We start from the raw sequence: 25,715 nt of genomic DNA on the forward strand, positions 1-25,715 counted from the left end.
TGGGTGGGACCTGGGGAGGAACGACCACACCGATGAGGTTGGACCGGAGACGCCCCGCGGAGCTTTATCGTGTTGTTATCTGACGATACAACGGGTTTCGTCCCGTGTAGGGCGAAAAGGCAGAAATTTCCGAGATTGTGGATCCGGGCCGATCTGGCACTACGACGGGTCTCCCCCCGCGACGCCGGGCCGCGCCGCAGGGGTGACCTCGCTGTCGGGCCGACGAACACCCGCTGGCCGTACCCGGGCACCTCGTCGCGCCCAGCCCCGGGCCCCGCTCGTCGGATCCCATCCCCTCAACGATCGTCCGACGGCCGGAGTGACGACATCGCGCCGACCGTCAGCACACCCGCCGTGGTCCCGACGTAGGCTCGCTGCCATGCGTATCGGAGCCCACGTCGATTCGACCGACCCGCTGGCGGAGGCAGCAGCACGGTCCGCCGACACCGTGCAGTTCTTCCTCTCCGACCCGCAGGGATGGAAGGCACCCAAGCCTCGGGAGGACGCCGAGCGGCTGCGGGCCACCGACGTCGACCTCTACGTGCACGCGCCGTACGTCATCAACGTGGCGACCCTCAACAACCGCATCCGGATCCCCAGTCGCAAGCTGCTGCTCGGGCACGCGACCGCGGCGGCCGAGATCGCCGCCAAGGGCCTGATCGTCCACGGTGGGCACGTCAACGCCGGAGACGACCTGGCGGTCGGCTTCGACAACTGGCGCAAGACCTTCGCGTACGCGGCCGACTCCGGCGGGTTCGGCGTGCCGGTCCTCATCGAGAACACGGCCGGCGGCGACAACGCGTGCGCCCGCCGGCTGGACGCGCTGGCCCGGCTCTGGGACGCAGTCGGCGACTACGAGGTCGGCTTCTGCCTGGACACCTGCCACGCGTACGCCGGAGGTGAGGAGCTCCTCGGCCTCGTCGACCGGGTCAAGGCGATCACCGGCCGGATCGACCTGGTGCACGCCAACAACTCCAAGGGCGCGTTCAACTCGGGGCAGGACCGGCACGACAACCTCGACGGCGGGACGATCGACCCGGAGCTGGTGGTGGCGGTGATCCGCGCCGCCGGGGCGCCGGTGGTCGTCGAGACCCCGGGCGGCGTCGAGGGCCAGGCCGCCGACATCGACTTCCTGCGCCAGCAGCTCCCGACGGAGCGCCCGGCAGCATGACGACCGGCCAGTCCAAGCCGGGGAAGGCTCGGCCCGCGTCCACCGGCGACCAACCCATCCGACCGGCCGCGCCGCCCACCGGTGACACCCCGGCCGCCTCGCCCGGAACCACCACGAACGGCGCGACCCGCGACGACCCGGCGCAGGGGAAGGCTCGCACGAGCGCCAGCACGGCCGCGAAAAGCGCCGCCGACGAGCAGGCCGCGAACACCGCCGGCACGGCCGCGACGGGCACCCCCGGCAGGAACGGTCGCGCCAGGGGCGGCGCGGAGAAGGCCGACAAGGCCACGACCGTCGGTACAGCCAGCGACGGCGAGAAGAAGGCCGACCGGGCCACGAGCGTCGGTACGACCAGCGACGGCGAGAAGAAGGCCGACGACGCCAGGGACGCCACCGCCAAGGACGACGAGGCGACCGACGAGGCCAAGCCGGTCGACCCCGACCGCTGGGAGGCGTTCGCCTCGGCACCGGAGCCCCGGCCCAGCTGGCTCACCCGGGCCGCCCGCCCGGTGGGCCGCTCCCTGGTCCACGAGTGGACCCTGGCGGCCCTCGCCTCGTTGGCGCTGGCCGTGCTGATGACCTGGCCGACGCTGCGCTACCCGCGCTACACCCTGCCGCAGGACACCTGGGACCCGAGCCTCCAGGCGTGGCAGATGGCCTGGTCCGGCCACATCCTGCTGGCCGACCCGGCCCGCCTGTGGCAGTCGAACACGTTCTTCCCGGAGCTGTGGAGCTTCGCGTTCTCCGACACGCTGCTCGGCTACGCCCCGGCCGGGATGCTCGGCAGCGGCCCCGAGGACGCGGTGCTGCGCTACAACATCATGTTCGTGCTGGCGCACGCGCTCGCCACGCTCGGGGCGTACGCCCTGGCCCGGCAGCTCGGGGCCGGCCGGATCGGCGCCGCCGTCGCCGGGGTCGGCTACGCCTACGCGCCGTGGCTGCTCGCCCAGGCCGGGCACCTGCACGTGCTCTCCAACGGTGGCATCCCGCTGGCCCTCGCGATGCTCGCGCGGGGACACGGCTGGTCGCTGCGCCACGGCTACCGGCCCGAACGACGGCACGACGGCTGGGTGTACGGCGGTTGGCTGGTGGCGGCCTGGCAGATCAGCCTCGGCTTCGGCATCGGCCTGCCGTTCGCGTACTTCCTGGCCGCCGCCGCGCTGGTCGCCGCCGTGCTGTTCGGAGTGAAGTGGCTGCGGTCCGGTCGTACCCTGCCGTTCGGCCGCCGGCTGCTCGTGGCCGACCTGGTCGGCGGGTTGTTCTTCGCCGGGGTGGGGGCGCTGATGGCGTTCCCGTACTTCCAGGTGACCGAGCTGCACCCGTACGCCGAGCGGACCGTCGACGACATCTCCATCTTCTCGCCCCCCGCGTCCGGCTTCGTGACCGCGCCCGCGGAGTCGCGGATCTGGGGTGGGTTGCACGAGGGTGCCCGCGCGGCGCTGCCGTTCCATGCGGAGATGACACTGCTGCCGGGTTTCGTGCTCTACGCGCTGGCGTTCGGCGGGCTGTTCTTCTCGGTCTGGCGGCTGCGACACCGCCTGTTCCTGCTCGGCGGTGTGCTGGTCACGATGGTGTTCGCGATGGGCACGCGCTTCTTCGACGGCACCTTCACCTACGTGCCGCTGTTCGAGCACGCGCCGGGCTGGAACGCGCTGCGTACCCCCGGGCGGTTGATGCTCTGGATCACGTTGCTGCTCGCGCTGCTCGCGGCCGGCGCGGTCACCGCCCTCACCGACCGGGTCCGTGAGCTGGCCGCGCAGCGGGTGCCGTCCTGGCCCGGCCCGTGGCTGCGGATCGCCACGCTGTTACCGCTGCTGCTGGTCACCGTCGAAGGGTTGAACGCCACCCCGCATCCGGTGGTGCCGAGGCAGCCCGCCGCGATGCGCTCGGCGGAGGGTCCGCTGCTCGTGCTCCCCAGCGACCAGGGCATCGACCAGCACGTCATGCTCTGGTCGACGAGTGGGTTCCCGGACGTGGCGAACGGCGGCAGCGGCTTCACGCCCCGGCAGCTCGACGAACTCCGCCGGGCCAGCCAGTCGTTCCCCGACCAGACCAGCGTCAACTACCTGCGAACGTACGGCGTGCGGACGGTGGTGCTGCTACGCGACGAGGTGCCCGGCACGCCATGGGAGATCACCATCGACGCGCCGGTCGAGTCGCTCGGCATCACCCGCCAGGAGGTCGGCGACGCAGTGGTGTATCGGCTCTGATGCGCTCGCCCTGCTGGGGCGGTTTGCGGGGGAGCCCGCCCGGCTCCGGGCGGTCAGGCTTGATCCCTGCGCCGGGCGGGCTCCCCCGCAAACCTGACGTGGGTTCGGCGCGTCAGGTCCTGGGGATCAGGTGGCGGTGGCGGTGGCGGCGGCGGTTTCGGGCTCCAGGTCGGGATTGGTCGCGGGGCGGCGCCAGCGGTCCAGCCAGTGGGCGTCCGGTGCGCCGTCCAGTACGCCGCCGTCCGGGTCGTCGGCGTAGGTGGCGCGTACCGCGTCCTGCTCCGGGTGCAGGATCTCCCGCACGACAAGCACGCACAGGGTCACCACGGTCGCCAGCCGCAGCGTCGAGGCCAGCACGAACACCCCTTCGGGGAAGACGGGACGGCTGGTCGCCGCGCCCAGCAGCTCACCGTAGAAGGCCACGAAGTAGCAGACCTCGGCGAGTTGCCAGGCCAGGAAGGCACCCCACTTCGGCCGGGCCAGCACCACCAGCGGCAGCATCCAGAGCACGAACTGCTGGGACCAGACCTTGCTGAAGATGAGGAACGCGGCGACCACCAGGAAGGCGAGCTGGGCGAGCCGCGGCCGGCGCGGGGCCCGCAGCGCCAGCACCGCCACGCCGATGCAGGCCAGCCCGAACAGGGCGTACGAGATGGTGTTGAGGGTCGGGATGTTGGTGTTCAACCATTCGAACGGGCCCTGCTCGCCGGGGTCGTTGCCGACCTTGCCGTCGAGGTAGCGCCCGATGTACCAGAGCGTGCCCCAGTCGATCGGCCGAGTGGTGTTCAGCTCGAAGAACCGACCCCAGTTGTCCGGGTTGGCGCGGTAGGCCGGCAGGTTCACCAGCACCACGGCCACCACCGCCGCGCCGAGCGCGGTGAGCGCGGCGCGGAGCCGGTTGGCCCGCAGCGCCAGGACGAGGATCGGCCCCAGCAGGAACAGCGGCCAGAGTTTCGCCGCGCCGGCCAACCCGAGCAGCACGCCGGCCACCACCGGTTGTCGCCGGGCCCAGGCCAACAGACCGAACGCCGCCAACCCGATGGCGAGCAGGTCCCAGTTGACGGTGGCGGTGAGCAGCAACGCCGGGGCGAGCGCGAACAGGGCGGCGTCCCAGGGTCGTCGTCGGCGCAACGCGAGGATCACCGCGACGGTGGCCACGGCGAGCGCGCCCAGCACGAGCGCGTTCAGGTTGTAGAACCACTGACCCTGGTTGATGCTCGGGTCCCCCTTGCCGATCGCGTGCACCGGCAGACCGAGGGCGCCCATGAAGTAGCCGGTGAGCACCGGGTACTCCACCGGGTGATCCCGGTAGGGCACCTTGCCCTCGTTGAGGCCCTCGGCGTAGTAGAGGGCGAGGACGTCCGTGTAGCAGAACCGGTTGTACTGGACGTTGTTCTGCCACGCGCCGTCCTGACACGGGGACTTCTGCACCCAGTGCAGCGCGAGCGTGAGGCAGGCCAGCGCCAGGACGATCCGGACGGCGGTCCAGAATCGTCGTTCCTGCCCGGCCGGCCGGTCCAGTGCCGTCGCGTGGTCGCCCAGCGGTCCGCCGATGGCGCCGGACAGGCCGCGAACGAACCCGTCGGAGCGGGACGGGTGGTCGGTGGTTCCGGCGTCGTCGATGCCGGGCGTCGACTGGGTGCTCATAGAGAGGCATCCTGCCGTACTCGCAGCGGTGCGTCATGTACTCGTCTACCCGTCGAGGTCACAACCCGCACCGTCGACAAGCGACAAGTGCCCGGTGCCACTACGTCAACCGCCGGCCGGACAGGTCGTCCGGCCGGCGGCGGCGGGTGCGCTGTGGCTCTTGTTCCAGGGTGCTCAGTGGCAGGTCGGGTGGCGGTTAACCGTTCGGACCGCCGGGACCACCGGGACCACCCGGCCCACCCGGGTTGTTCCCGCCGGGGTTGCCGTCGTTGCGGGGGCAGAACGGATTGGTCAGCGGGTCACACGGCTGCCCCGGCTGGCCGGGCTGACCCGGGGGCGGCGGCGGTGGCGCGGCCGGCTCCTTGCCGTTGCCCTTGGTGATGTCGCCCTCACCGGTGACGGTGGGCAGGGGGATCTCCTCCTGACCCTTGAGGGCGGTGTTCATGTACTTCTCCCAGATCGGGCCGGGAAGGGTCGAACCGCCGATGGGCTTACCGCTCGCGAGACGAATCTCGGGCTTCTTGATGTCCCGACTGCCCACCCAGACGGCCGTGGCGATCTGCGGGGTGTAGCCGACCGTCCAGGCGTGCGCGTTGTCCTTGCTGTTGTACTCCCAGGTGCCCGTCTTGGCGGCGGCCTGGCGGCCGCCTTCCAACGAGAGATTGTTGGGCGCGGGAATCTGCTTCAGGACCGCGGTGACCTCGTCGGTGACCTTCTTGTCGATCCGCTGCTCGGGCTTGATGCGCTCGCTGCCGACGACCTTCCACTTACCGTTGCTCTTGTCCTGCTGCTCCACCTTGATGACGAAGTGCGCCTTGATGTACTTGCCGTCATTGGCGAACGTCGCCATCGCGTTCGCGTGGTCGAACACGGTGAGCGGGTACTTGCCGAAACCGGTGTAGTTGTCGAACGGGTTCGGCCCCTTCTTCGACAGGTCGAACGCCTGCGGCGGGTCGACTCCCCACATGGTGGTCACGCCGGCCTTGTGCGCCATGTCGACCACCTTCTCGGCGCCGATCTCCTTGGTGACCCAGTAGAACGGCACGTTGTACGACTGGATCGTCGACTCTTCGAGGGTGCAGTACTTGCCGCACTTGAGATTGGTCCGGCCGGCGTTACCGATCGCGACCTTGGAACCCTCGGGCTTGTACGGCGTGGGGTCCCAGTGCGACTTCACCGAGATGCCCGCCTCGATCGCGGCGGCCAGGGTGTAGACCTTCATCGACGAGCCCGGAGCGTGACCGCCGGCCAGGTCGCCGTTCTTGTCGGTGTTCTTGCCGGCGTAGTCGAAGTCGGCGCCACTGTCACCGCCGTAGTAGGCGAGCACCCGGCCCTTCTTCGGGTCGATCGAGACCACCGCCGCCATCAGGTTCTTGGGCTGGTCGTTGAGCTCCGAGCCCTTCTTCGACTGCATGGCGACGTTCTCGGCGGCCGTCTGGAGCTTCGGGTCGATGGTCGTGGTGATCCGGTAGCCGCCGTCGCGCAGCGCGTCGACACAGCTCGTCTTACCCTCCGCGCCGCTGTCGGAGCAGAGGCCCATCGCGTCCATCTCCTGACGGACGTAGTTGATGACGTTGCCCCGAGGGCTGTCGACGCCGAAGCCGTTGCCGCCCTTCTTCGGTGGCAGCACCTTCGGGTACGCGATCGGGGCGGCGGGGTCCAGCCACTTCTCCTTCTTCATCCCGTCGATCACGTAGTCCCACCGGGTCTTCGCGTCGGTCGGGTTGACCGCCGGGTCGTAACCCTTGTGGGTGTCGGTCGCCACCGGCTGCTTGATCAGCGCCGCCAGGACCGCGCCCTCGGCGGGCGTGAGCTTGATCGCCGGCTTGCCGAAGTACGTCTGTGCCGCCGCCTCGATGCCGTACGCGCCACGCCCGAAGTAGATGACGTTGAGGTAGTGCTGCATGATCTCCGGCTTGCTGTACGCGTCGTTCAGCTTGGAGGCGAGGATGGCCTCCTTGACCTTGCGGCCGTACGTGTCGTCCTGGAGATTCTCGAACGCGTTGCGGGCGTACTGCTGGGTGATCGTCGACGCGCCCTGCTTGTCACCGTTGGAGACGTTGTTCCAGGCGGCACGGACGATGCCCTTGTAGTCGACGCCGGAGTGCCGGTAGAAGTTCCGGTCCTCGGCTGCGGCCACCGCGTGCTGCACGTGCTCCGGAATCTGGTCGATGGTGACGAAGGTGCGGTTCTCGCTGCCCAGCCTGGCCAGTGTGGTCTTGCCGTCCTTGGCGTACACCGTGGTGGACAGCGGCAGCGGCAGTTCCTCGGGCATGACCACGTTTGTCGAGTAGTAGGTGAACCCGACCACGCCGGCACCGGCGAGCATGATGAAGACGGCGAACCCGGCGATCAGCAGGTTCATCCGCTTGCGCTTCTTGGCCCGCGCCGCCGCGGCGGGGTCACCCGCGCCGCGACCGCCCCGGCCACCGCGACCGGGCCCGTTCGGTCCGCCCGGGCCATTCGGACCGCCGGGACCACCCGGCCCGCCGGAGACCGGCGAGACGCTCGCCCGGGCGACCGCGGCACGGCCACCCACCGACGCGGAGCCGACACTGGCCCGGCCCGCCGAGGCGGCGCCGACGGCGGCGGTGCCCACCCGGGCCCGACCGGCGGGCGCTCCCGGCGCAGGGGACACCGGGACGGAGGCCCGTCCGGCGCCGGCGCGACCCGCGGCCGCACCCGGTGCCGGCGACACCGGCACCGAGGCCCGACCGCTGCGGCCGGGCGTGGCCGAGCCCACCGACGCGGATCCGGCGGCAGCGCCGGGGGCGGCACGGAGGCCGAGCCACCGACCGACGCGCGACCGCCGGCGGCTCTCGGTGTCACCGAGGCCCGGCCGGGGGGCGCCGCGGGCTCCGCGGAGGACCAACCGCCCGCGCGGGAGTCACCGCCGGGTCTGCGGTACGCGTCGTCCGCGCCCGGTCCGGGGTCACCGTCCGGGCCCGGGTACTGGGCCCGACCGCGCGCGGAGCTGGGATCGCCGTACGAGTTCATTCTTCACACCCTGCCGGTCGCGGTGGGGCGCGACAGCGCCGCCACCGGGTTGCCGTGAGTTGCTTCACCCGGACCGCCGGCACGAGGGTGCCGGTTCGCCAGGGTCATTGCCGAATCAATCGGGCTAATCGGACCAACGAGTGGTCGGCCGTCCCGGGTCATGTCCCCAGCCCCGGAGCCGGTCCAACCCGCTGAGATCACCGTTGCGCCTCTCGCCTCCGCCGACCCACGCCTTCGGTGGCCGCGGCGTCCTGCCCGTCAGCGCCAACACCGTCGCCGTCGCCGGTGAGACCGTCCCGGCCGAGCAGGTACTGCTCGACGAGATGGTTCCAGTCACAGCCGAGGCACACCTCCACCACGAAGACCTGGAACTCACGTAGCGTCATCGCCAGTACGGGCAGCTCGGCGAGCGTCCGGGCCTGTCCGGCGGACTGCTTGAGTTCGTCCCCGTAAATGTAGTGGACCAGGGTCAGATTCTCGCCGCGACAGATGGGGCAGCGCAGGTCGGTCGGCTCACCGTGGAAGCGTGCAGCGTTCTTCAGGTACGGCGACGCGTCACACACGTCGTACGTACCGATGCGGCTGGCCATCAGCTCACGCAGCACTGCTCGCTTCTGAAGCGAGTAGTCGACGATCTGGCGCTGCGTACGCATGCGGTGAAGGGTACGCGGTCCGGCCCGACGAGGCGACCACGGTCACGATGCGTGACGGAAGCACCCCGGAACGGGGGTTTGCCCTGGCCGGCGGCAGCCGCTAACGTGCGATGTATCGGTCCGATACATCGCGGCGGTTACCGCTCCGCGCCGGAGGGTAAAGGGAGGGTGGCCCGTGCTCGAATTCGCCATCCTCGGCCTCCTGCAGGAGTCTCCGATGCACGGCTATGAGCTGCGCAAGGAGTTGACCGCCAAACTCGGCGCGATCCGGGCGGCGATCAGCTACGGCTCGCTCTACCCGACCCTGCGCAGGTTGCAGGCGGCGGGCTGGATCACCGAAGCCGCCGAGACACCCGCCACCGCCGAGGAGGTTCCCGCGCTGACCAGCCGACGAGGTCGGGTGGTCTACAAAATCACCGCGGAGGGCAAGGAACGCTTCGCCCAGCTCATCGCACAGGCCGGGCCCGAGACGTACGACGACACGGGTTTCGGTGTGCACTTCGCGTTCTTCGCCCGGACCGACCAGGCGACCCGCCTGCGCATTCTGGAGGGTCGCCGCCGCAAGATCGAGGAACGTCGTGAAGGCCTTCGCGACGTGCTGGGCCGGGCGGCCGAGCGCCTCGACGCTTACACCTTGGAACTGCAGCGCCACGGCCTGGACGCCTGTGAGCGTGAGGTCCGCTGGCTGGAGGAGCTCATTGCCAACGAGCGCTCCGGCCGAGCCCCGACGGTCCCCCACCTGGGGACAGCCGGTGGCCGACGAGAAGACAACAGCCCGCCTCCGCCTGGAGAGACCAGGAAAGAGCGGCCGTGACAGAAAAGAAGGAGGCAGACGCTATGGGCTCCGTCCGCGTCGCCATCGTCGGTGTGGGTAACTGCGCCTCGTCCCTGGTTCAGGGCGTCGAGTACTACCGCAACGCCGACCCGAACGACCGCGTCCCGGGTCTCATGCACGTCACCTTCGGCGACTACCACGTCTCTGACGTTGAGTTCGTCGCGGCGTTCGACGTCGACGCCAAGAAGGTGGGCATGGACCTCGCGGAGGCGATCGTCGCCAGCGAGAACAACACCATCAAGCTCTGCGACGTGCCGCCGACCGGCGTGTCCGTGCAGCGCGGCCCGACCTTCGACGGTCTGGGCCAGTACTACCGCGAGATCGTCGAGGAGTCCGACGCCACCCCGGTCGACGTGGCCCAGGCGCTGCGCGACGCGCAGGTCGACGTCGTCGTCTCCTACCTGCCGGTCGGCTCCGAGCAGGCCGACAAGTTCTACGCCCAGGCCGCGATCGACGCCGGTTGCGCGTTCGTCAACGCCCTGCCGGTCTTCATCGCCTCCGACCCCGAGTGGGCGCAGAAGTTCACCGACGCGGGCCTGCCGATCGTCGGCGACGACATCAAGAGCCAGGTCGGCGCGACCATCGTGCACCGCGCGCTCGCGAAGCTCTTCGAGGACCGCGGTGTCGAGCTGCTGCGCACGTACCAGCTCAACTTCGGCGGCAACATGGACTTCATGAACATGCTGGAGCGCAACCGCCTGGTCTCGAAGAAGATCTCGAAGACCCAGTCGGTGACCTCGCAGATCCCGCACGAGATGAGCAAGAGCGACGTGCACATCGGCCCGTCGGACCACGTGCCGTGGCTGGACGACCGCAAGTGGGCGTACATCCGCCTGGAGGGTCGCTCCTTCGGCGACACCCCGCTCAACGCCGAGCTGAAGCTCGAGGTGTGGGACTCGCCGAACTCGGCCGGTGTCATCATCGACGCCGTCCGGGCCGCGAAGATCGCGCTGGACCGCAAGATCGGCGGCCCGATCCTGTCGGCCTCGTCGTACTTCATGAAGTCCCCGCCGGTGCAGTACGCCGACCACGACGCCCACCAGGCCGTGGAGGAGTTCATCGCCGGCGAGGTCGAGCGCTGACCCGCTGAACCACCAGCACGGCCGAGGGTCGGGTCCGACAGGACCCGGCCCTCGCCGCGTTCGGGCACTGCCGGTGCGGCGATCGGTGGCAGCCCAGCAGCACCCTGTTCGGCGTGTCGCGTCGCTCAGCAGCCAACGATCAACGAGTCAGGACCAGGCCTGCCGCAGAGCCACGCCCGCCTCCAGCTCCAGCAACCTGACCTTGCGGGGCAGGCCGCCGCCGAAACCGACCAGCTTGCCGCCCGCGCCGACGATCCGGTGACACGGCACGATCACGGGGATCGGGTTGCGGTTGCAGGCCACCCCCACCGCCCGTGCCGCTCCGGGATCGCCGACCAGCCGCGCCACCTGGCCGTACGTCAGCGTCTCGCCGTACGGAATGCGGGTCATCTCCCGCCACACCGCCCGCTCGAACTCGGAGCCGCGCGGGGCCGACAAGGGAACCGTGAACGCGGTCAACGCACCCGCGAAGTACGGACGCAGCTCGGCCACGACCTGCCGGGACAGCGGATCGCCCGGCTCCTCGACGGCCGTGTCCACCCGACCGAAGTGGGCTCCGCACACACTCGTGCCATCGGTGGCCACGGAGAATTCCCCGATCGGCGAGTCGAGCACAGTCCAGCGCACAAACCCATTGTCCCCCGCGACGAGGCAAAGTTCCGCTGCCGCTCGGCGTCTGAACTACGGAGGTGGGCGGTGGCGGAGGTCGACGGGGAATTCACCACGTTCGTTGAGGAGCGGGGTGCCGCCCTGCTGCGCGTCGCGTACGCGCTGGCCGGGAACCAGCACGCGGCGGAGGACCTGCTGCAGAACGCGCTGGCGAAGGCGTACGCCCGCTGGCCGCGGATCAGGGGCGATGCCGAGCCGTACGTCAAACGCATCCTCTACCACGATCAGGTGTCCGGCTGGCGACGACGAGCGCGGCGCAGTGAGGTGCCCGTGGCCCAGGTGCCGGAGCTGGCGGCAGCCGACGACGACGGCAGCGAAACGGATCTGCGCCTGCTGCTGCTGGAGGCTCTGCGGGCGCTGCCGCCACGGCAACGGGCCGTGCTGACGCTGCGCTACCTGGAGGACCTGAGCGTCGAGCAGACCGCGGCACTCCTCGGCTGCCGGGCCGGAACGGTCGCCAGCCAGAGCTCCCGGGCGCTGGCCCGGCTCCGACGCCTGGTGCCGGGGTTGGACGAGCTGACCGACCGCCCGGGGGTGACGCGATGACCACGCATCTGGACGAGATGCTCCGCCGGGCCGTCCGCGACCTCGCCAACGGCGCCGCACCCGCTCCGGGCCTCGCCGGCCAGGCGCTCAGCCGGGGTCGCCGGCTGCGCCGTCAGCGACGACTGGTCATCAGCGCGGCGGCAATGGTCGCGATCGTCGCGACGGCCGTGCCATTCGTGCTGCTCCGACCCCGACCGGCCCCGAACCCGGCGACGCCGCCCCCGACCGTGACTCCCTCACCCTCGATCACGGCGTCGCCCTCGATCCGGCCCACCCCGGGAGCGAACTGGGCTGCCGCGCCGCTGGTGCTGCCCGGTAACTGGGTGGTGACCCGGGCACAGTTCGCCGGCGGGTCGGGCGGCGGATTCCTGCTGGACCGGAGCCGGGGCCGCTACGTGCCCACCGACCGCTACGACGCCATCTTTCCCGCACCTGCCGGGTCGCTGGTGGCGGTCATCGAGGAAGACCGTCCACGCGAGGTCGGCCTCGTCGACATGGCCACGGGAAAGACCCGCTGGCACGAGGTCGGCCGTGCGCTGAACCGCCCGACCTGGTCACCGGACGGTCGCCGCCTCCTGTTCACCACCACCGCGCTGGACCACTTCGGCTTCGTCGTGGTCGAGCGGGACGGCACGAAGCGTACCCACGAGGTGTCCCGGAAGAATTACTTCTGCACCGACCAGTGCTCCTTCGTCTGGACCCGGGACGGCCGGGAGGTGGCACTGCCACAGACCGCCCAGGGCAAGCCACGGTCCGAGGCGGTCCGGCACCCCCGAAGTGGCGTGCAGATGTTCTCCGCCGACGACGGACGACCGACCCGGTCGGAGCCGCTACCTGGCGATCCCGCCGGACCGTGGGCCTGGTCGCCGGACGGGCGCCTGGTCGTCGTGCAGGGCCAACAGGAGCCGCTGCTGGTGGAGACCGCCACCGGGCGGGTCGTCAATCCGCTGCCGGTCGCCGACGCCGCCTGGGTCGAAGACGACCGACTGCTCTACCGGCAGCCGTACCAGGGTGACGTCGTGCTGGCCGACACGACGGGGCGCGAACTCGTCCGCCAGCCGCTGCCCGAACAGCTGTCCGAGTTGGAGGTGAGCGTGGCGCCTCGTTGAGCCGATCGACCGTTCATCGGCGTTGCGCGGCGTCGATACCGTGCAGGTCGTGGCCACGGGGACGCTCATCTTTCTGATCATCGGTGGGGCCGGCGTCGCGGTGCTGGCGCTCGCCCTGCTCGGTAGCGGGCTGCTCCACTTCGGACACCCGGACGTGGACGGCCCGATCTCCACCGAGACGGTCGCCGGCTTCGCCGGAGCGTTCGGCTTCGGCGGAGCGATCGTGAACGAGTTGCTGGGTGCCCGTACCCCCGGGATGATCGCGGGCGCGGCGGCCGGCGGTGTGCTCGCGGCCGTGCCCACCGCGTGGCTGGCGTCGCGCTTCAGTCGGGCGGCGCGCAACATGCGCACCGACGCCACCCCCACCCGCGACGACCTGGTCGGCGCGCTCGGCCTGGTCGTCACGCCAGTGCCCCTCAACGGGTACGGCGAGGTGCGGGTACGCGTCGCCGGCCAGCCGATCAAGCTCAACGCCCGCGCCGACCAGCCGATCCCGCTCGGCGCGCAGGTCTTCGTCGTGCAGGCGCTGAGTGAGACAAGCGTGCACGTCGAGACGTACTGATTCCTTCTCGTAGACAGGACCCCCCTTCATGCCCCTGTTGATAGCTGTCGTGGGCGCGGTCGTCCTCGCGCTCGTCCTGGTGTTGTTCGTGCTGTCCCGGATCAAGGTGGCCGGGCCGAATGAGGCATTCATCGTCACGGGCCGCAAGGGACGCACCACGCACACCGCCGACGGCGGCCGGTCGACCGACACCTCCGGGCAGAAGGTGGTGCTCGGCGCCTCGGTCTTCGTGCTCCCGGTGGTGCAGAAGCTCCAGTCGCTCGACCTGTCCAGCCGACGGATCGACGTCGGCATCCGGGGCGCGGTCAGCAAGCAGGGCATCCGTGCCGACCTGCACGGCGTGGCGATCGTCAAGGTCGGCGGCACCGAGGACGCGATCCGGGCGGCCGCCCAGCGGTTCCTGCACCAACAGGACGAGATCGACAATTTCACCCGGGAGGTGCTGGCGGGCGCGCTGCGTTCGATCGTCGGCCGGCTCACCGTCGAGGAGGTCATCCGGGACCGGGCGGCGTTCGCCAGCGCCGTGGCCGAGGAGGCCGAGCACTCGATGACCAACCAGGGTCTGGTGCTCGACACCTTCCAACTCCAGGACATCCTCGCCGAGGGCTCCTACCTGCAGGACCTGGGCCGCCCCGAGGCCGCCCGGGTGCTCAAGGACGCGGCCATCGCCGAGGCGCGGGCCCGGCAGCAGGCCGAGCAGGAGCGGCTGCTCGCCGAGGAGGCCATCGCCGAGGCGAACCGCAACCTGGCCCTCAAGCAGGCCGGCATCCAGGCGGAGATCGACGCGGCGAAGGCCAGGTCGGCCGCGGCCGGGCCGCTCGCCCAGGCGGAACGGGACCAGGCCATCCTCTCCGAGCAGCAGAAGGTGGCCGAGCGCAACGCCGAACTCAAGCAGCGCCAACTGGACACCGAGGTGCGCAAGCCGGCCGACGCCGCCCGGTACAAGGTGGAGCAGGAGGCCGAGGCGGCCCGCAACGCGGCGGTGCTCAGCGCGGACGCGCAGCGCCAGGCCGTCATCGCCGCCGCGCAGGCCTCCGCCGAGCAGGCGCGGCTCACCGGTGAGGGCGAGCGGGCCCGACGGGCGGCCCTCGCCGAGGCGAACGCGATCGAGGGCGCCAAGGAGGGTGAGGCCGAGCAGCGGCGGCGCTCCGCGATCGCCGAGGCCGTCGAGCGCGAGGGTCAGGCCGAGGCGGCGGCCATCCTGGCCCGGGGTGGGGCCGAGGCCGACGCGATGGCGCGCAAGGCCGAGGCGTTCGCCGCGTACGGCGAGGCCGCGGTGCTGGACCTGCTGGTCAAGGTCCTGCCGCAGGTCGTCGAGGCGGCCAGCGCTCCAATCGGGGCGATCGACAAGATGACGGTCATCTCCACCGACGGCGCGTCGTCGCTGACGAAGTCGGTGGCCGGCAACGTGGCGCAGGGTCTGCAGCTCGGCAGCGACCTCACCGGCATCGACCTGGCTGGCCTGCTGGCCCGCCTCGGCTCGGCATCCACGAACGGAGCAACCAAGCCCACCCTCGACGCCTGAGGCGTAAGGAAGGGCCCCCTGTTATCGCCTGGCGTTGTATAGGGGGCCCTTCCTTTCGCTTTGCCGGCGCTCGGTGGGCTCGGCGCGACAGGGGCGGGGCAGGGTTAGGGGATCAGGCCTTCGGCGCGGGCCCAGCGGAGCAGCTCCGCCTCGGCGGCGTCGCGGTCCAGGGGGCCGTGCTCCAGGCGTTGTTCCTTGAGGTGCTTCCAGGCCCGCCCGACGATCGGCCCCGGAGGTACGCCGAGCAGCTCCATGATCGCGTTGCCGTCGAGGTCGGGGCGTACCCGGGCCAGATCCTCATCGGCGGCGATCCGGGCGATCCGCTCCTCCAGCGCGTCGTAGTCGGCGGCGAGCTGGGCCGCCTTGCGACGGTTGCGGGTCGTGCAGTCCGAGCGGGTCAGCTTGTGCAGCCGGGGCAGCAGGTCACCGGCGTCGGCGACGTAACGGCGCACCGCCGAGTCGGTCCACTCGCCCCGGCCGTACCCGTAGAAGCGCAGGTGCAGCGCGACCAGCGCGGTCACCTTCGCGGTGATCTCCTTGGGGTACCGCATCGCCTTCATCCGGGCCTTGGTCAGCCGGGCGCCGACCACCTCGTGGTGGTGGAAACTGACCCGGCCGTCGGACCCGACGGCCTTCGTCGCCGGTTTGCCCGCGTCGTGCATGAGGGCGGCCATCCGCAGGACGAAGTCGCAGCCCTCCTCCTCGTAGGAGACCGCGTTCTCGACCACCGTCAGCGTGTGCTCGTAGACGTCCTTGTGCTGGGCGTGCTCGTCGATCTCCAGCTTCAGCCCGGTCAGCTCCGGCAGGAACCGTTCGGCCAGACCGGTGTCGACCAGCAGACGCAGCCCGGTGATCGGGTCCGCGCCGCAGAGCAGCTTGGTGAACTCGTCACGGATCCGCTCGGCGGTGATCCGGTCCAGGTCGGCGGCCATCTCGGTCATCGCGACGTGCACGTCCGGGTGGACGGCGAAGCGCAGTTGGGCGGCGAACCGGGCGGCCCGCAGCATGCGCAGCGGGTCGTCGCCGAAGGATTCCCGCGGGGTGCTGGGAGTACGGATGACCTTGGCCGCGAGGTCGTCCAGCCCACCGTGCGGATCGGTGAAGCGGTGGTCCGGCAGGCTGACCGCCATCGCGTTGATGGTGAAGTCGCGCCGCTTCAGGTCCTCGTCGAGGCTGGTGCCGTACACCACCACCGGGTTGCGGCTGACCTGGTCGTACGACTCGGCGCGGAAGGTGGTGACCTCCAGCCGGAGGCCGTCGCGCTGGAGCCCGATGGTGCCGAACTCACGGCCGGTCTCCCAGATCGACTCGGCCCAGCCCTTGACGATCCGCAGCGTCTCGTCGGGGTGGGCGTCGGTGCAGAAGTCGAGGTCGTCGCCGAGTCGGCCGAGCAGCGCGTCGCGTACCGAACCGCCCACCAGGTGTAGCTCGTGGCCGGCACGGACGAAACGGCGGCCCAGCTCGTCGGCGACCGGGGAGACCCGGAGCAGTTCGGCGACGGCGTTGCGCTGCGCGGCGGTGAGGTCGCGGCGGTCGGCGGCGTGGGGAGCGGAGGCTTCGGACATGGGATCGCCAGCCTATCGGGCCAGGGTGTGATCCGATCCGCCGGGCGCGGGTAACGGGTGCGGGTTGACTAAGGTCTGTGACGTGCGGGTCGGTGCCCGGCTCGACGTACCCCTGGGAGGCTGGAGATGAGCGGCGGGCTCTACCGCAGCGCGAACGCCGCGCGGGACGGTGGTGCGGGAGCCAACATCCGCCCCTCCGACGGCGCCACCTTCATCTCCGCCGAGCCGCTGAACCAGCCGGCCATGGAGTCGACCGCTCCGCCGCAGGAACAGGTGGGCGAGACGAGCGCGGCGACCAACAGCGCGGTGATGGCGATCGGGAGCCTGGTCAGCCGGGGTACGGGCTTCCTGCGCACGCTCGCGCTGACCGCCGCGCTCGGCGGCGCGCTGGTGGGTGACGCCTACACGACCGCCCAGATCCTGCCCGGGATGGTGTACGAGTTCCTGCTCGGCGGCATCCTCACCAGTGTCCTGATCCCGGTGCTGGTCCGCCGCCGCAAGATCGACAGCGACGGCGGACAGGCGTACGCCCAGCGGTTGCTGACCCTCGCGGTGCTGGCGCTGGCCGCGGCGGCGCTGGTGGCGGTGGCCTTCGCCTCCGTGCTGACCTCGCTCTACGCCAGCAAGAAGACCGGGGCGGACTTCCGGGATCTGGTCACGGCGCTGTCGTACCTGATGTTGCCGATGATCTTCTTCACCGGTCTCAGCGCCCTGATCAGCGCGGTGCTCAACACCCGGGGGCACTTCGCCGCGCCGATGTGGGCGCCGATCCTGAACAACATCGTGGTGATCGCCACGGCGGGCCTCTACATCGCGATCTTCGGCGCGACGATCGTCAAGCCGGACGAGATGACCACCGGCCGGATCCTGCTGATCGGCGGCGGCACCCTGGTCGGTGTCGCCATCCAGGCCGCCGGACTGCTGCCGGCCCTGCGCAAGGTCGGCTTCCGCTGGAAGCTCCGATTCGACTTCCGCACCCTCGGACTGCGTGAGCTGGGCCGCCTCGGCGGCTGGATGTTCTGCTACGTCGCGGTCAGCCAGGTCGGCCTGATCGTGCTGTTCAACCTGCTGAACAGGGCGGGCAAGGAGAACGCCGCCGGTCCGCTGATCTACAACAACGTGTTCCTGCTGCTGATGATGGCGCACGGCATCATCGCCGTCTCGATCATCACGGCGTTGATGCCCCGGATGAGCGCGGCGGCCGCCGACGGCCGCTACGCCGACGTCGCCGCCGACCTGTCCCGGGGCACCCGCACGGTCTCGGCGGTGCTCGCCCCGATCGCGGTCTGCTACGCGGTGCTGGCCACCCCGCTGGCCGTGACGCTGTTCCGGTACGGCGCGTTCACCGACGAGAACGCCGCCGACACCTCACTGGTGCTGCTCCTCGCGGCCCTGGCACTGGTGCCGTTCGCGATCAGCCAGCTCTTCACCTTCGCCTTCTACGCCCTGCCGGACACCCGCACCCCGGCGCTGATCAACATTCCCGTGGTCGCGCTGCGGATCGGCGTGCAGGTGGTGCTCTACGTCGCCTTCGCCGCGCACTTCGCGGCGGCCGGGATGATGATCGGTAACGCCGTGTCCTACCTGGCGGCGGCGTTCGCCTCCGCGTGGCTGCTGCGCCCCCGGATCGGCCGGATCGGGATGGGCGCCATCCTGCGTACGCTCGGCCGGGTCCTCGTGGCCGCGTTGGGGGCCGCCCTGGTCGGCCTGCTCGTGGTGAGCCTGCTGCCCGGCGGCGACACGCCGAGCTGGATACAGGCCGTCCTTCAGCTCGTGATCGGTGGCGCCGTGATCGGCGGGACCTACCTCGGGCTCGCCATGGCGCTGCGGATCGGAGAGATCACCGAGGTTGTCGGCATGGTCCGTCGGCGTCTCGGTCGTTGAGCCGCACCCACAGTCTCGGCCACACGGAACGTGACCGGCGATCACCAGCCTGGGGATGTCCCTGTGGATAACTCCGCGATTCACCGGTCAGCCGCCGGATCGGCCTGTGGATAACCAGCCGTACGGCTGAGCGTGGGCGTCCGATCGGCGGGAAACCGGCTGGTGGACGAGGGCGGCACGCCCGGCCCGGCCCCGACGTCGGTCACTTGTGGTGAAGCCGTAGATTAGCTAGTACATGTGCCAGCAACGTGGCTGACAACGGTCGTAACCGGACGACTTCCCCGATCCCCGGCACCCCGCCGGGTACGGCAAGAAGATGACATGTCGGGGAGACGGGCAACCCGGGTAAGGTCGCTCTCGACGGGTACGGCAGGCGCCGACACCGGTTGGCCGGTTCCTTCAACGGCAGAGCGGGAAGCCACATGCCCAGCAGTACGGGTCCATCGATCGACACGATCACCGAGGGAGGACGGGTGACCCAGGTCGGCGAGGGTCAGGAGGCGGACGAGAGCGCTCCTCCGATCATGACCTTCGGTGCTCCCACGGCCGGTGAGATCCTCGCCGAGCGTTACGAGCTGGTCGAGCACATCAACAACGACAGCGCGGGTCGGCTGGTCTGGCGCGGGGTCGACGTCATCCTGCGCCGCCCTGTCGCGGTGGTGCTGCGCTACCCGGGTGGCGACTCCGCCACCGAGATGCTTCAGGCGGCCGTCGCGGCCAGCCGGGTCATCCACCCCAACCTCGTCGGCGTGTACGACGCCATCGACGAGGCCGAGCGGGCGTACGTGGTCCGCGAGTGGGTGGACGGGCAGTCGCTGCGCGATCTGGCCGCCGATGGTCCGCTGGACCCGGCTCGCGCCACCGCTGTCGGCAACGCCGTCGCCAGCGCGCTGGCCGCGGTGCACGCCACCGGCATGGTGCACGGCAACGTCCACCCCGGCACCGTCATGATCAGCGATGATGGCCGCGTGGTCCTGGCCGACGCCCGCACCGACGGCGACGACAGCCAGGAGAGCGACATCCGGGCGGTCGGCGGCGTCCTCTACTTCGCGCTGACCGGTCACTGGCCGCACACCGAGGCGCCGCTGCGCGGGGCCACCGCCGGTCACGGGCGGGCCGCCATCCCCGACGCCGTCCGGGACGCCGGAGCCGCCCTCGCGGCGCCCCGCCAGGTGCGGGCCGGTGTGCCCGCGTACCTGGACGACCTGACGATGGACCTGCTCGACGCCGACATCGCGCCGCCGTCGTCCGACGTGCTGGCGGCCGAGTTGGCCCGGCTGGACGTGCCGGCCGAGGAGGAGCACTACCTCGACAACGGCGGGCCGCTGCGGTTCACCGCCGAGACCGGGGAAGAGCCGTCGCCGCTGGCCGCCGCGGGCGGTCGCAAGGTCGCCATCGGCATCGCCGGTCTGCTGGCGGTCGCGCTGGTCGGCCTGCTCATCGGCATCAGCGCGCTCGGCGGTGACGACAAGGACCCGCAGGAGACCGCCGGGGCGACGCCGAGTGCCAGCGCTCCGGCCGGCGAGGCCACCCCGGCCGCCGCCACGGTGCGCAATCTCAAGGTGCAGGACATCCGGATCATCGACCCGGACAGCGCCCCGCGGGACGAGCTCGACGGCGCCAAGAAGATGACCGATGGCGACAACGACAAGGGTTGGGAGACCGACCGCTACCCGAACGCCACGTACGGCAACCTCAAGTCCGGCATGGGTGTCTGGCTCGACCTGGGCGCCCCGCACACGGTGAAGTCGGTACAGGCCGTGCTCTCCGGTCGAGGCGCCACCGCGAAGCTGCTCGCCGGCACGACGACCTACCCGGCGACCTCCAACGGCGACAAGTCGATGGTGTCGAACTACAAGACGGAGATCGGTGTCCTCAAGGAGCACGACGGCACCACGATGACCTTCAACGGGTTCGACGCCGACCAGAAGTACCGGTACCTGCTGCTCTGGTTCACCGAGTTGCCGCCCAACGGCGACGACGGCGGCTTCAAGCTGGGAGTGCAGGAGATCACGGTCCAGGGTTCGTGAGCCGCACGGCACGCCCCGGACACCGCATCAGCCGGACGCGGTGATGGACGGGCGCGACGCGGCAACGGATCTGGAGCTGCTGCGCGCCCACGTCGCCGGCGACCGGGACGCCTTCGCGGCCCTGTTCCACCGGCACCGCGATCGGCTCTGGGCGGTGGCCCTGCGGACCCTCGGCGACCGTGAGGAGGCCGCCGACGCGCTCCAGGACGCCCTGCTGTCGGCGCACCGCGCGGCGGCCCGCTTCCGTGGTGACTCCGCCGTCACCACGTGGCTGCACCGGATCGTGGTGAACGCCTGCCTGGACCGCATCCGCCGCCGGCAGGCGCACCCCACGGTGCCGCTGCCCGACGGCAACCGGGCCGACGGGTCGGGCACCGGCGGCGTCGAGCCGGCCGCGCCCGTGCAGGACCACGACACCGCGCTCGTCGTTCGCGCGGCGCTCGCCGCGCTTCCGGTCGAGCAGCGGGCCGCCCTGGTACTGGTGGATGTGCAGGGCTACCCGGTGGCCGAGGTGGCCCGCATCCTCGGGGTCGCCGAGGGGACGGTGAAGAGCCGGTGCGCCCGGGGCCGGGCCCGGTTGGCGGTGCTGCTCGGGCACCTCCGCCCCCCGCCGACGCGCCCCGGACCGGTCGAACCGGACGTGCCCGACGTCACGACGGGGAACCCACGCCCGGCCGAGGGCGTCGGATCGGGGTCGGTTCGCATCCGGCAGGACGCCAATCAGGAGGACACGTGACGACCGAGGAGTTCCGGGAGGTCGACGCCGACCTGCTCGCTGACTACCTCGGCGGAGCGTTGGACGGCACCCCGCAGCAGGCCCGGATCGCCGAACTGGTGTCCACGGACCCGGCCTGGGCTGAGGCGTACGCGCTGCTGGCCTCCGCGGTGACGCAGGTCCGCAGCGACCTGACCCGGTGGGCCGAGCCCGCACCGGAGCTGCCGTCCGCCGTGGCCGAACGAATCGCCGCCGCGCTGGTGGCGGCGGACACCCCGCCGGCCGACGCCACACCGGTGACCGTGCCGGCGCAGGGTGGACGTCGGCCCACCACCTCGTTCCCCGCCGAGTCGGGGCGCGGCCCCACCGGCCCGGGTCGTCGGCGGCGTCGCTGGGTCCGCGCCGCCACCCCGGTGGCCGTCGCGGCCGCCGCCGTCGTCGCGGTCGGTCTGGGGCTCAGTCACCTCTCGACCAACACCGCGGACAGCGGTGCCATGGAGCGTCCGGTCAACGCGCCTCGTGACCTCGCCGCCGGCGGGACGGTCCGCACGTCCGGCCCGACCCTGCACAGCGGTACCGACTACACCCCGCAGAGCCTCGGCGGCACGCCGAGCCCGTCGTCCCCGTTGCTGGGTTCGAGCGGCAGTGGCCCCCGTGAGCAGCCCGGGGCGGACACCGGAGGTGAGCGACGACCTTCCCCCGACGGGTCGAATCAGCTCGCCCGGCTCACCACCGAGGCCGCGTTGAGCACGTGCCTGTCGTCCGTGGCGGCGGAGCACGGCTCGGGTCCACTCGCCGTCGAAATGATCGACTACGCGCGGTTCCAGGGCGAGCAGGCGCTCGTCATCCGGTTCACCGACGCGACCGGATCGCGCTGGGCCTGGGTGAGCGGCGCCGAGTGCGGCGTACCCGGGTCCGGCTCGGACAGCCGGTATTCCGCGCGGGTAGGGTGAATCCGCAGCACGATGAGCGTCCACGTGACCTGACCCACCGGTTGCCCGGTTCGGGAATCCCCGCTTCGTACGATGACGTTCTGGAAGTCAGCTGCCGGCACCCCCCAGGCGTCGGCACTCGGATCAGCATCGGTGCGCGCGCCGACGCCGAACACACACAACTCGGGAGACGGCAGTGGACGAGGTCCGCAACCTGATCATCATCGGCTCCGGCCCGGCCGGTTACACGGCGGCGGTCTACGCGGCGCGCGCCAACCTCAAGCCGCTGATCATCGAGGGCTCGCAGTCCGGCGGCGCGCTGATGACCACGACCGAGGTGGAGAACTTCCCCGGCTTCGCCGACGGCATCCTCGGCCCCGAGCTGATGGACAACATGCGCAAGCAGGCCGAGCGGTTCGGCGCCGAGTTCCTGACCGACGACGTGACGCGGGTCGAGCTGGTCGACACCGGCGACGCCGGCTCGGGCGCGACGAGCACCGTGTGGGTCGGCGAGACCGCCTACCGCGCCCGCGCCGTGATCCTCTCCACCGGTTCGGCCTGGCGTCCGCTGGGCGTGCCGGGCGAGCAGGAGTACCTGGGCCACGGTGTTTCCTCGTGCGCCACCTGTGACGGCTTTTTCTTCCGCAACCAGCACATCGTCGTCGTCGGCGGTGGTGACTCGGCGATGGAGGAGGCCAGCTTCCTCACCCGCTTCGCCGACTCGGTGACCATCATCCACCGACGCGACTCCTTCCGGGCCAGCAAGATCATGGCCGACCGGGCGCTGAGCAACGAGAAGATCAAGGTCGAGTGGAACAGCACCGTCGAGGAGGTCCTGGGCGCTGACGGCAAGGTCACCGGCGTACGGGTCCGCAACGTACACAGCGGCGAGACCAAGGTGCTGGACGTGACCGGCGTGTTCGTGGCCATCGGCCACGACCCCCGCAGTGAGCTGTTCCAGGGCCAGGTCGAGCTGGACGACGAGGGCTACGTGAAGGTCCAGGCCCCCAGCACCCGGACGAGCGTGCCCGGCGTCTTCGCCGCCGGTGACGTGGTCGACCACACCTACCGCCAGGCGATCACCGCGGCCGGCACCGGCTGTGCCGCCGCGCTCGACGCCGAGCGGTTCATCGCGACGCTCAGCTGAAACAGGAAACACATCCCGGAGGAGGGCAATAGTGGGAAATACCAAGGCGGTCACGGACGCGAGTTTCGTCGCCGACGTGCTGCAGGCCGACAAGCCGGTGCTGGTGGACTTCTGGGCCGAGTGGTGCGGGCCGTGCCGTAAGGTGTCGCCGCTGCTCGAGGAGATCGCGGGCGAGATGGGCGACCAGGTCACCATCGTGAAGCTCAACATCGACGAGAACCCGGAGACCGCCCGGGCCTACCGGGTCATGTCGGTGCCGACCCTCACCGTCTTCAAGAACGGCCAGCCCGTGCAGTCGATCGCCGGCGCCAAGCCGAAGGGTGAGCTGGTCCGGCTCATCGAGTCGGCCCTCTGATCAGCGCAGACACCACCGAACCCCGTGCCCGCTCGTCGGGTGCGGGGTTCGGTGTTTTTCCCGGCCCGAGCCCGTCACCGGTCCGGAACGCATAGCCTCAAGCTCAGGCCGCCGCCCGGCCAGCCAGACTCGTGCAGAGGGGGTCGTGCGTGCGTCCGATCCGACCCGGAGACCGGGGACCTGCGGTCACGGAGATCCGTACCATCCTCACCGGCCTCGACCTGCTCGCCGCCGCCGGCCCGCACAGCGACGAGTTCGACCTGGACACCGAACGCGCGGTCCGCGCGTTCCAGCAGTCGCGGGGGCTCAGCGTGGACGGCCGGGTCGGCTCGGAGACCTGGGGCGCGCTGGAGGCCGCACGCTGGCGACTCGGTGCCCGCACCCTCTACCACGCGGTCCCCGAGCCGCTCACCGGCGAGGATGTCCGGTCGCTGCAGGAACGGCTGCTGGAGATGGGGTACGACGTCGGCCGCGCCGACGCCATCTACGGCATCCGGACGTCCCGGGCCGTGGCCCAGTTCCAGCGCGAGGTGGGTCTCACGCCCGACGGCTCCTGCGGCCCGCACACGATGGACGCGCTGCGCCGGATCGGTCGCAAGGTCGTCGGCGGTCGCCCCCAGTGGTTGCGCGAGTCCGACGCGATCCGCCAGTCCGGACCGGCGCTGGTCGGTAAGACGGTGGTCATCGACCCCGGCCACGGTGGCACCGACCCCGGGATGGTGGTGCCGGACGGCCCGCTGCGCTGGACGGAGGCCGACCTCGTGCACGACCTGGCGAGCCGGCTGGAGGGACGACTCGCAGCGTCCGGGGTCCGGGTTCAGCTCACCCGGGGTCCGGCGCCCGACGCGTGCCTGCCGGACACCGACCGGGCGTTGCTGGCGAATTCGCTCGGCGCCGACGTGTTCATCTCCCTGCACCTCGACGGGCACGCCAACCCGGACGCGGAGGGGGTGGCGACCTACCACTACGGCACCGACAACGGGGTGACCTCGGCGACCGGTGAACGGTTGGCGGGTCTGGTGCAGCGGGAGATCGTGGCGCGGACCGGGCTGCGGGACTGCCGTACGCACGCCAAGGCGTGGGACCTGCTGCGACTGACGAGGATGCCGGCGGTCCGGGTCGAGGTCGGCTACCTCACCTCGCCCGTGGACCGCGCCCGGCTCGTCGATCCCCGCTTCCGCGACCGGGTGGTGGAGGCGATCGTGGCCGCCGTCCAGCGGATGTACTACCCGATCGAGCGGGACGTGCCGACCGGCTCGCTCGACGTCAGCGAACTGCGTGCGGTCGTGGCCGCCGGCACCGTGGTCGACTGATCCCGCTCAGCCACCGGTGGAGCGGGTGGCCGGGGCGGGCCGGACCGGCCGGAGCAGCGTCTCCGGGCTCATCGAGCCGAGCAGCTTCTCCAGCGCGTACTCGACGTCGGACTTCCAGCTCAGCGCGGTACGCAGTTCGAGGCGCAGCCGGGGAAAACGGGGATGCGGACGTACCGTCTTGAAGCCGACGGAGAGGAAGAAGTCGGCCGGTGCCACGCAGCCGCCGGCCGGATCGTCGGCGTCACCGAACTTGGCGTCGCCGAACGCCTCGATCGCCTTGATGCCACGCTTCGTCAGGTCCCGTGCGACACCCTGCACCAACATCCGGCCCAACCCGCCCCCGGCGAACGCGGCGACCACGTTGGCGGTCATCAACAGCGCGGCATCGGCCGAGACCGGCGACGTCGGGAACGCCATCGAGCGGGGAACGTAGGCGGGTGGCGCGTACATCACGAAGCCCGCCGGCATCCCGTCGACGTACGCGAGCTTGCCGCAGGACCCCCACTCCAGCAGGGTCTGGGAGACCCACGCCTCCTTCTCCAGGCCCGGATCACCGGCGGCGCACGCCCGGTCCGCGGAGACCGGATCAAGCTCCCAGTAGACGCACTGGCGGCAGGGGCGCGGAAGATCCTCCAGCGTGTCGAGGGTCAGGCTGACCAGACGTCGCGACATATGGCGCATCCCCACAATAGGCTCGGTGGTGAGACCGGCACGGAACGACAGCGCCGCCTTCCTGCCCCCGACGAGCGATCGTACGCCGCCGATCGA

20 protein-coding genes and 1 pseudogene are annotated in these 25,715 nt (G+C 71.0%); 15 read left to right on the forward strand and 6 right to left on the reverse strand.

Annotation, left to right across the window (positions count from 1 at the left end; genetic code table 11):
- Positions 1–379 precede the first annotated feature (379 nt).
- Both ACQP03_RS33920 and ACQP03_RS33925 read left to right on the forward strand, forming a co-directional pair.
- On the forward strand, positions 380–1,171 hold the full coding sequence (locus ACQP03_RS33920; RefSeq protein WP_357131363.1) for a deoxyribonuclease IV: 792 nt from the start codon (positions 380–382) through the stop codon (positions 1,169–1,171).
- Positions 1,168–3,381, forward strand: coding sequence for a hypothetical protein (locus ACQP03_RS33925; protein WP_433459747.1), 2,214 nt, complete (start codon positions 1,168–1,170; stop codon positions 3,379–3,381). The genes ACQP03_RS33920 and ACQP03_RS33925 overlap by 4 nt, the downstream gene beginning before the upstream one ends.
- 126 nt (positions 3,382–3,507) lie before the next feature.
- Here the strand turns inward: ACQP03_RS33925 and ACQP03_RS33930 are convergent, their stop codons facing one another.
- The 3 genes and pseudogenes from ACQP03_RS33930 to ACQP03_RS33940 form a co-directional block, all read right to left on the reverse strand.
- The gene (locus ACQP03_RS33930) at positions 3,508–5,028 is read right to left on the reverse strand and encodes a glycosyltransferase family 87 protein (protein WP_357131357.1); all 1,521 of its coding nucleotides are present in this window, start codon (positions 5,026–5,028) and stop codon (positions 3,508–3,510) included.
- A 199-nt stretch (positions 5,029–5,227) separates the two neighbouring features.
- Positions 5,228–8,025 (reverse strand): annotated as a pseudogene (locus ACQP03_RS33935) (transglycosylase domain-containing protein); the annotation flags it as partial.
- Positions 8,026–8,222: 197 nt separating this feature from the next.
- Entirely contained in the window at positions 8,223–8,678 is a 456-nt protein-coding gene (locus ACQP03_RS33940) for a DUF5318 domain-containing protein (protein ID WP_433459750.1), read from the reverse strand.
- 175 nt (positions 8,679–8,853) lie between these two features.
- Here ACQP03_RS33940 and ACQP03_RS33945 point away from each other — a divergent pair, with 175 nt between their 5' ends.
- The gene (locus ACQP03_RS33945; RefSeq protein ID WP_355048596.1) at positions 8,854–9,492 is read left to right on the forward strand and encodes a PadR family transcriptional regulator; all 639 of its coding nucleotides are present in this window, start codon (positions 8,854–8,856) and stop codon (positions 9,490–9,492) included.
- A 23-nt stretch (positions 9,493–9,515) separates the two neighbouring features.
- The gene (locus ACQP03_RS33950) at positions 9,516–10,595 is read left to right on the forward strand and encodes an inositol-3-phosphate synthase (protein ID WP_357131347.1); all 1,080 of its coding nucleotides are present in this window, start codon (positions 9,516–9,518) and stop codon (positions 10,593–10,595) included.
- A gap of 147 nt (positions 10,596–10,742) precedes the next feature.
- On the opposite strand, the gene ACQP03_RS33955 is transcribed toward ACQP03_RS33950, so the two are convergent.
- Positions 10,743–11,222 (reverse strand): methylated-DNA--[protein]-cysteine S-methyltransferase, encoded by a 480-nt coding sequence (locus ACQP03_RS33955; protein WP_433459754.1) that lies wholly within the window; start codon positions 11,220–11,222, stop codon positions 10,743–10,745.
- A gap of 69 nt (positions 11,223–11,291) precedes the next feature.
- On the opposite strand from ACQP03_RS33955, the gene ACQP03_RS33960 reads away from it, so the two are divergent.
- Genes ACQP03_RS33960 through ACQP03_RS33975 form a run of 4 tightly spaced genes read left to right on the forward strand, consistent with a single transcriptional unit; the run spans position 11,292 to position 15,006 of the window.
- Positions 11,292–11,810, forward strand: a complete 519-nt coding sequence (locus ACQP03_RS33960; protein ID WP_357131341.1) for a SigE family RNA polymerase sigma factor — start codon at positions 11,292–11,294, stop codon at positions 11,808–11,810.
- The gene (locus ACQP03_RS33965) at positions 11,807–12,919 is read left to right on the forward strand and encodes a TolB family protein (RefSeq protein WP_433459756.1); all 1,113 of its coding nucleotides are present in this window, start codon (positions 11,807–11,809) and stop codon (positions 12,917–12,919) included. Before ACQP03_RS33960 ends, ACQP03_RS33965 begins: the two co-directional genes overlap by 4 nt.
- A 40-nt stretch (positions 12,920–12,959) precedes the next feature.
- On the forward strand, positions 12,960–13,481 hold the full coding sequence (locus ACQP03_RS33970) for a hypothetical protein (protein WP_357131797.1): 522 nt from the start codon (positions 12,960–12,962) through the stop codon (positions 13,479–13,481).
- A 28-nt stretch (positions 13,482–13,509) separates the two neighbouring features.
- Positions 13,510–15,006: a flotillin family protein gene (locus ACQP03_RS33975; protein WP_357131335.1), complete on the forward strand. Its 1,497-nt coding sequence runs from the start codon at positions 13,510–13,512 to the stop codon at positions 15,004–15,006.
- A gap of 104 nt (positions 15,007–15,110) precedes the next feature.
- Here the strand turns inward: ACQP03_RS33975 and ACQP03_RS33980 are convergent, their stop codons facing one another.
- Positions 15,111–16,571, reverse strand: coding sequence for a CCA tRNA nucleotidyltransferase (locus tag ACQP03_RS33980; protein WP_433459759.1), 1,461 nt, complete (start codon positions 16,569–16,571; stop codon positions 15,111–15,113).
- Between the two features lie 126 nt (positions 16,572–16,697).
- Here ACQP03_RS33980 and murJ point away from each other — a divergent pair, with 126 nt between their 5' ends.
- The 7 genes from murJ to ACQP03_RS34015 all read left to right on the forward strand — a co-directional run bounded on the left by murJ (position 16,698) and on the right by ACQP03_RS34015 (position 24,947).
- The gene (murJ, locus tag ACQP03_RS33985; protein WP_357131329.1) at positions 16,698–18,455 is read left to right on the forward strand and encodes a murein biosynthesis integral membrane protein MurJ; all 1,758 of its coding nucleotides are present in this window, start codon (positions 16,698–16,700) and stop codon (positions 18,453–18,455) included.
- 422 nt (positions 18,456–18,877) lie between these two features.
- Complete coding sequence (locus ACQP03_RS33990; RefSeq protein WP_357131326.1) at positions 18,878–20,485, forward strand: protein kinase family protein; 1,608 nt, start codon at positions 18,878–18,880, stop codon at positions 20,483–20,485.
- 43 nt (positions 20,486–20,528) lie between these two features.
- Positions 20,529–21,221, forward strand: coding sequence for an RNA polymerase sigma factor SigM (sigM, locus tag ACQP03_RS33995; protein ID WP_357131323.1), 693 nt, complete (start codon positions 20,529–20,531; stop codon positions 21,219–21,221).
- Positions 21,218–22,153, forward strand: coding sequence for a hypothetical protein (locus ACQP03_RS34000; RefSeq protein WP_357392250.1), 936 nt, complete (start codon positions 21,218–21,220; stop codon positions 22,151–22,153). The genes sigM and ACQP03_RS34000 overlap by 4 nt, the downstream gene beginning before the upstream one ends.
- Positions 22,154–22,328: 175 nt before the next feature.
- Positions 22,329–23,279 (forward strand): thioredoxin-disulfide reductase, encoded by a 951-nt coding sequence (gene trxB / locus ACQP03_RS34005; protein WP_357131317.1) that lies wholly within the window; start codon positions 22,329–22,331, stop codon positions 23,277–23,279.
- A 31-nt stretch (positions 23,280–23,310) separates the two neighbouring features.
- Complete coding sequence (gene trxA, locus ACQP03_RS34010; RefSeq protein WP_007453873.1) at positions 23,311–23,634, forward strand: thioredoxin; 324 nt, start codon at positions 23,311–23,313, stop codon at positions 23,632–23,634.
- Between the two features lie 149 nt (positions 23,635–23,783).
- Positions 23,784–24,947, forward strand: a complete 1,164-nt coding sequence (locus ACQP03_RS34015) for an N-acetylmuramoyl-L-alanine amidase (RefSeq protein WP_357131314.1) — start codon at positions 23,784–23,786, stop codon at positions 24,945–24,947.
- 6 nt (positions 24,948–24,953) lie between these two features.
- Here the strand turns inward: ACQP03_RS34015 and ACQP03_RS34020 are convergent, their stop codons facing one another.
- Positions 24,954–25,619: a GNAT family N-acetyltransferase gene (locus ACQP03_RS34020; RefSeq protein ID WP_074315552.1), complete on the reverse strand. Its 666-nt coding sequence runs from the start codon at positions 25,617–25,619 to the stop codon at positions 24,954–24,956.
- Between the last annotated feature and the right edge of the window lie 96 nt (positions 25,620–25,715).

Origin of the sequence: Micromonospora sp. CA-248212, assembly GCF_050948405.1 — a bacterium.
In the GTDB taxonomy this organism is placed as follows: Bacteria; Actinomycetota; Actinomycetes; order Mycobacteriales; family Micromonosporaceae; genus Micromonospora.

Bases quoted from the DNA above. Each gene is read 5' to 3' on its own strand.
- ACQP03_RS33920 (WP_357131363.1), top strand. From the start codon at position 380: ATGCGTATCGGAGCCCACGTCGATTCGACCGACCCGCTGGCGGAGGCA.
- ACQP03_RS33940 (WP_433459750.1), bottom strand. From the start codon at position 8,678: ATGCGTACGCAGCGCCAGATCGTCGACTACTCGCTTCAGAAGCGAGCA.
- ACQP03_RS34020 (WP_074315552.1), bottom strand. From the start codon at position 25,619: ATGTCGCGACGTCTGGTCAGCCTGACCCTCGACACGCTGGAGGATCTT.
- sigM (WP_357131323.1), top strand. From the start codon at position 20,529: ATGGACGGGCGCGACGCGGCAACGGATCTGGAGCTGCTGCGCGCCCAC.
- ACQP03_RS33925 (WP_433459747.1), top strand. From the start codon at position 1,168: ATGACGACCGGCCAGTCCAAGCCGGGGAAGGCTCGGCCCGCGTCCACC.
- ACQP03_RS33965 (WP_433459756.1), top strand. From the start codon at position 11,807: ATGACCACGCATCTGGACGAGATGCTCCGCCGGGCCGTCCGCGACCTC.
- ACQP03_RS33990 (WP_357131326.1), top strand. From the start codon at position 18,878: ATGCCCAGCAGTACGGGTCCATCGATCGACACGATCACCGAGGGAGGA.
- ACQP03_RS33950 (WP_357131347.1), top strand. From the start codon at position 9,516: ATGGGCTCCGTCCGCGTCGCCATCGTCGGTGTGGGTAACTGCGCCTCG.
- ACQP03_RS33930 (WP_357131357.1), bottom strand. From the start codon at position 5,028: ATGAGCACCCAGTCGACGCCCGGCATCGACGACGCCGGAACCACCGAC.
- murJ (WP_357131329.1), top strand. From the start codon at position 16,698: ATGAGCGGCGGGCTCTACCGCAGCGCGAACGCCGCGCGGGACGGTGGT.
- ACQP03_RS33980 (WP_433459759.1), bottom strand. From the start codon at position 16,571: ATGTCCGAAGCCTCCGCTCCCCACGCCGCCGACCGCCGCGACCTCACC.
- ACQP03_RS33975 (WP_357131335.1), top strand. From the start codon at position 13,510: ATGCCCCTGTTGATAGCTGTCGTGGGCGCGGTCGTCCTCGCGCTCGTC.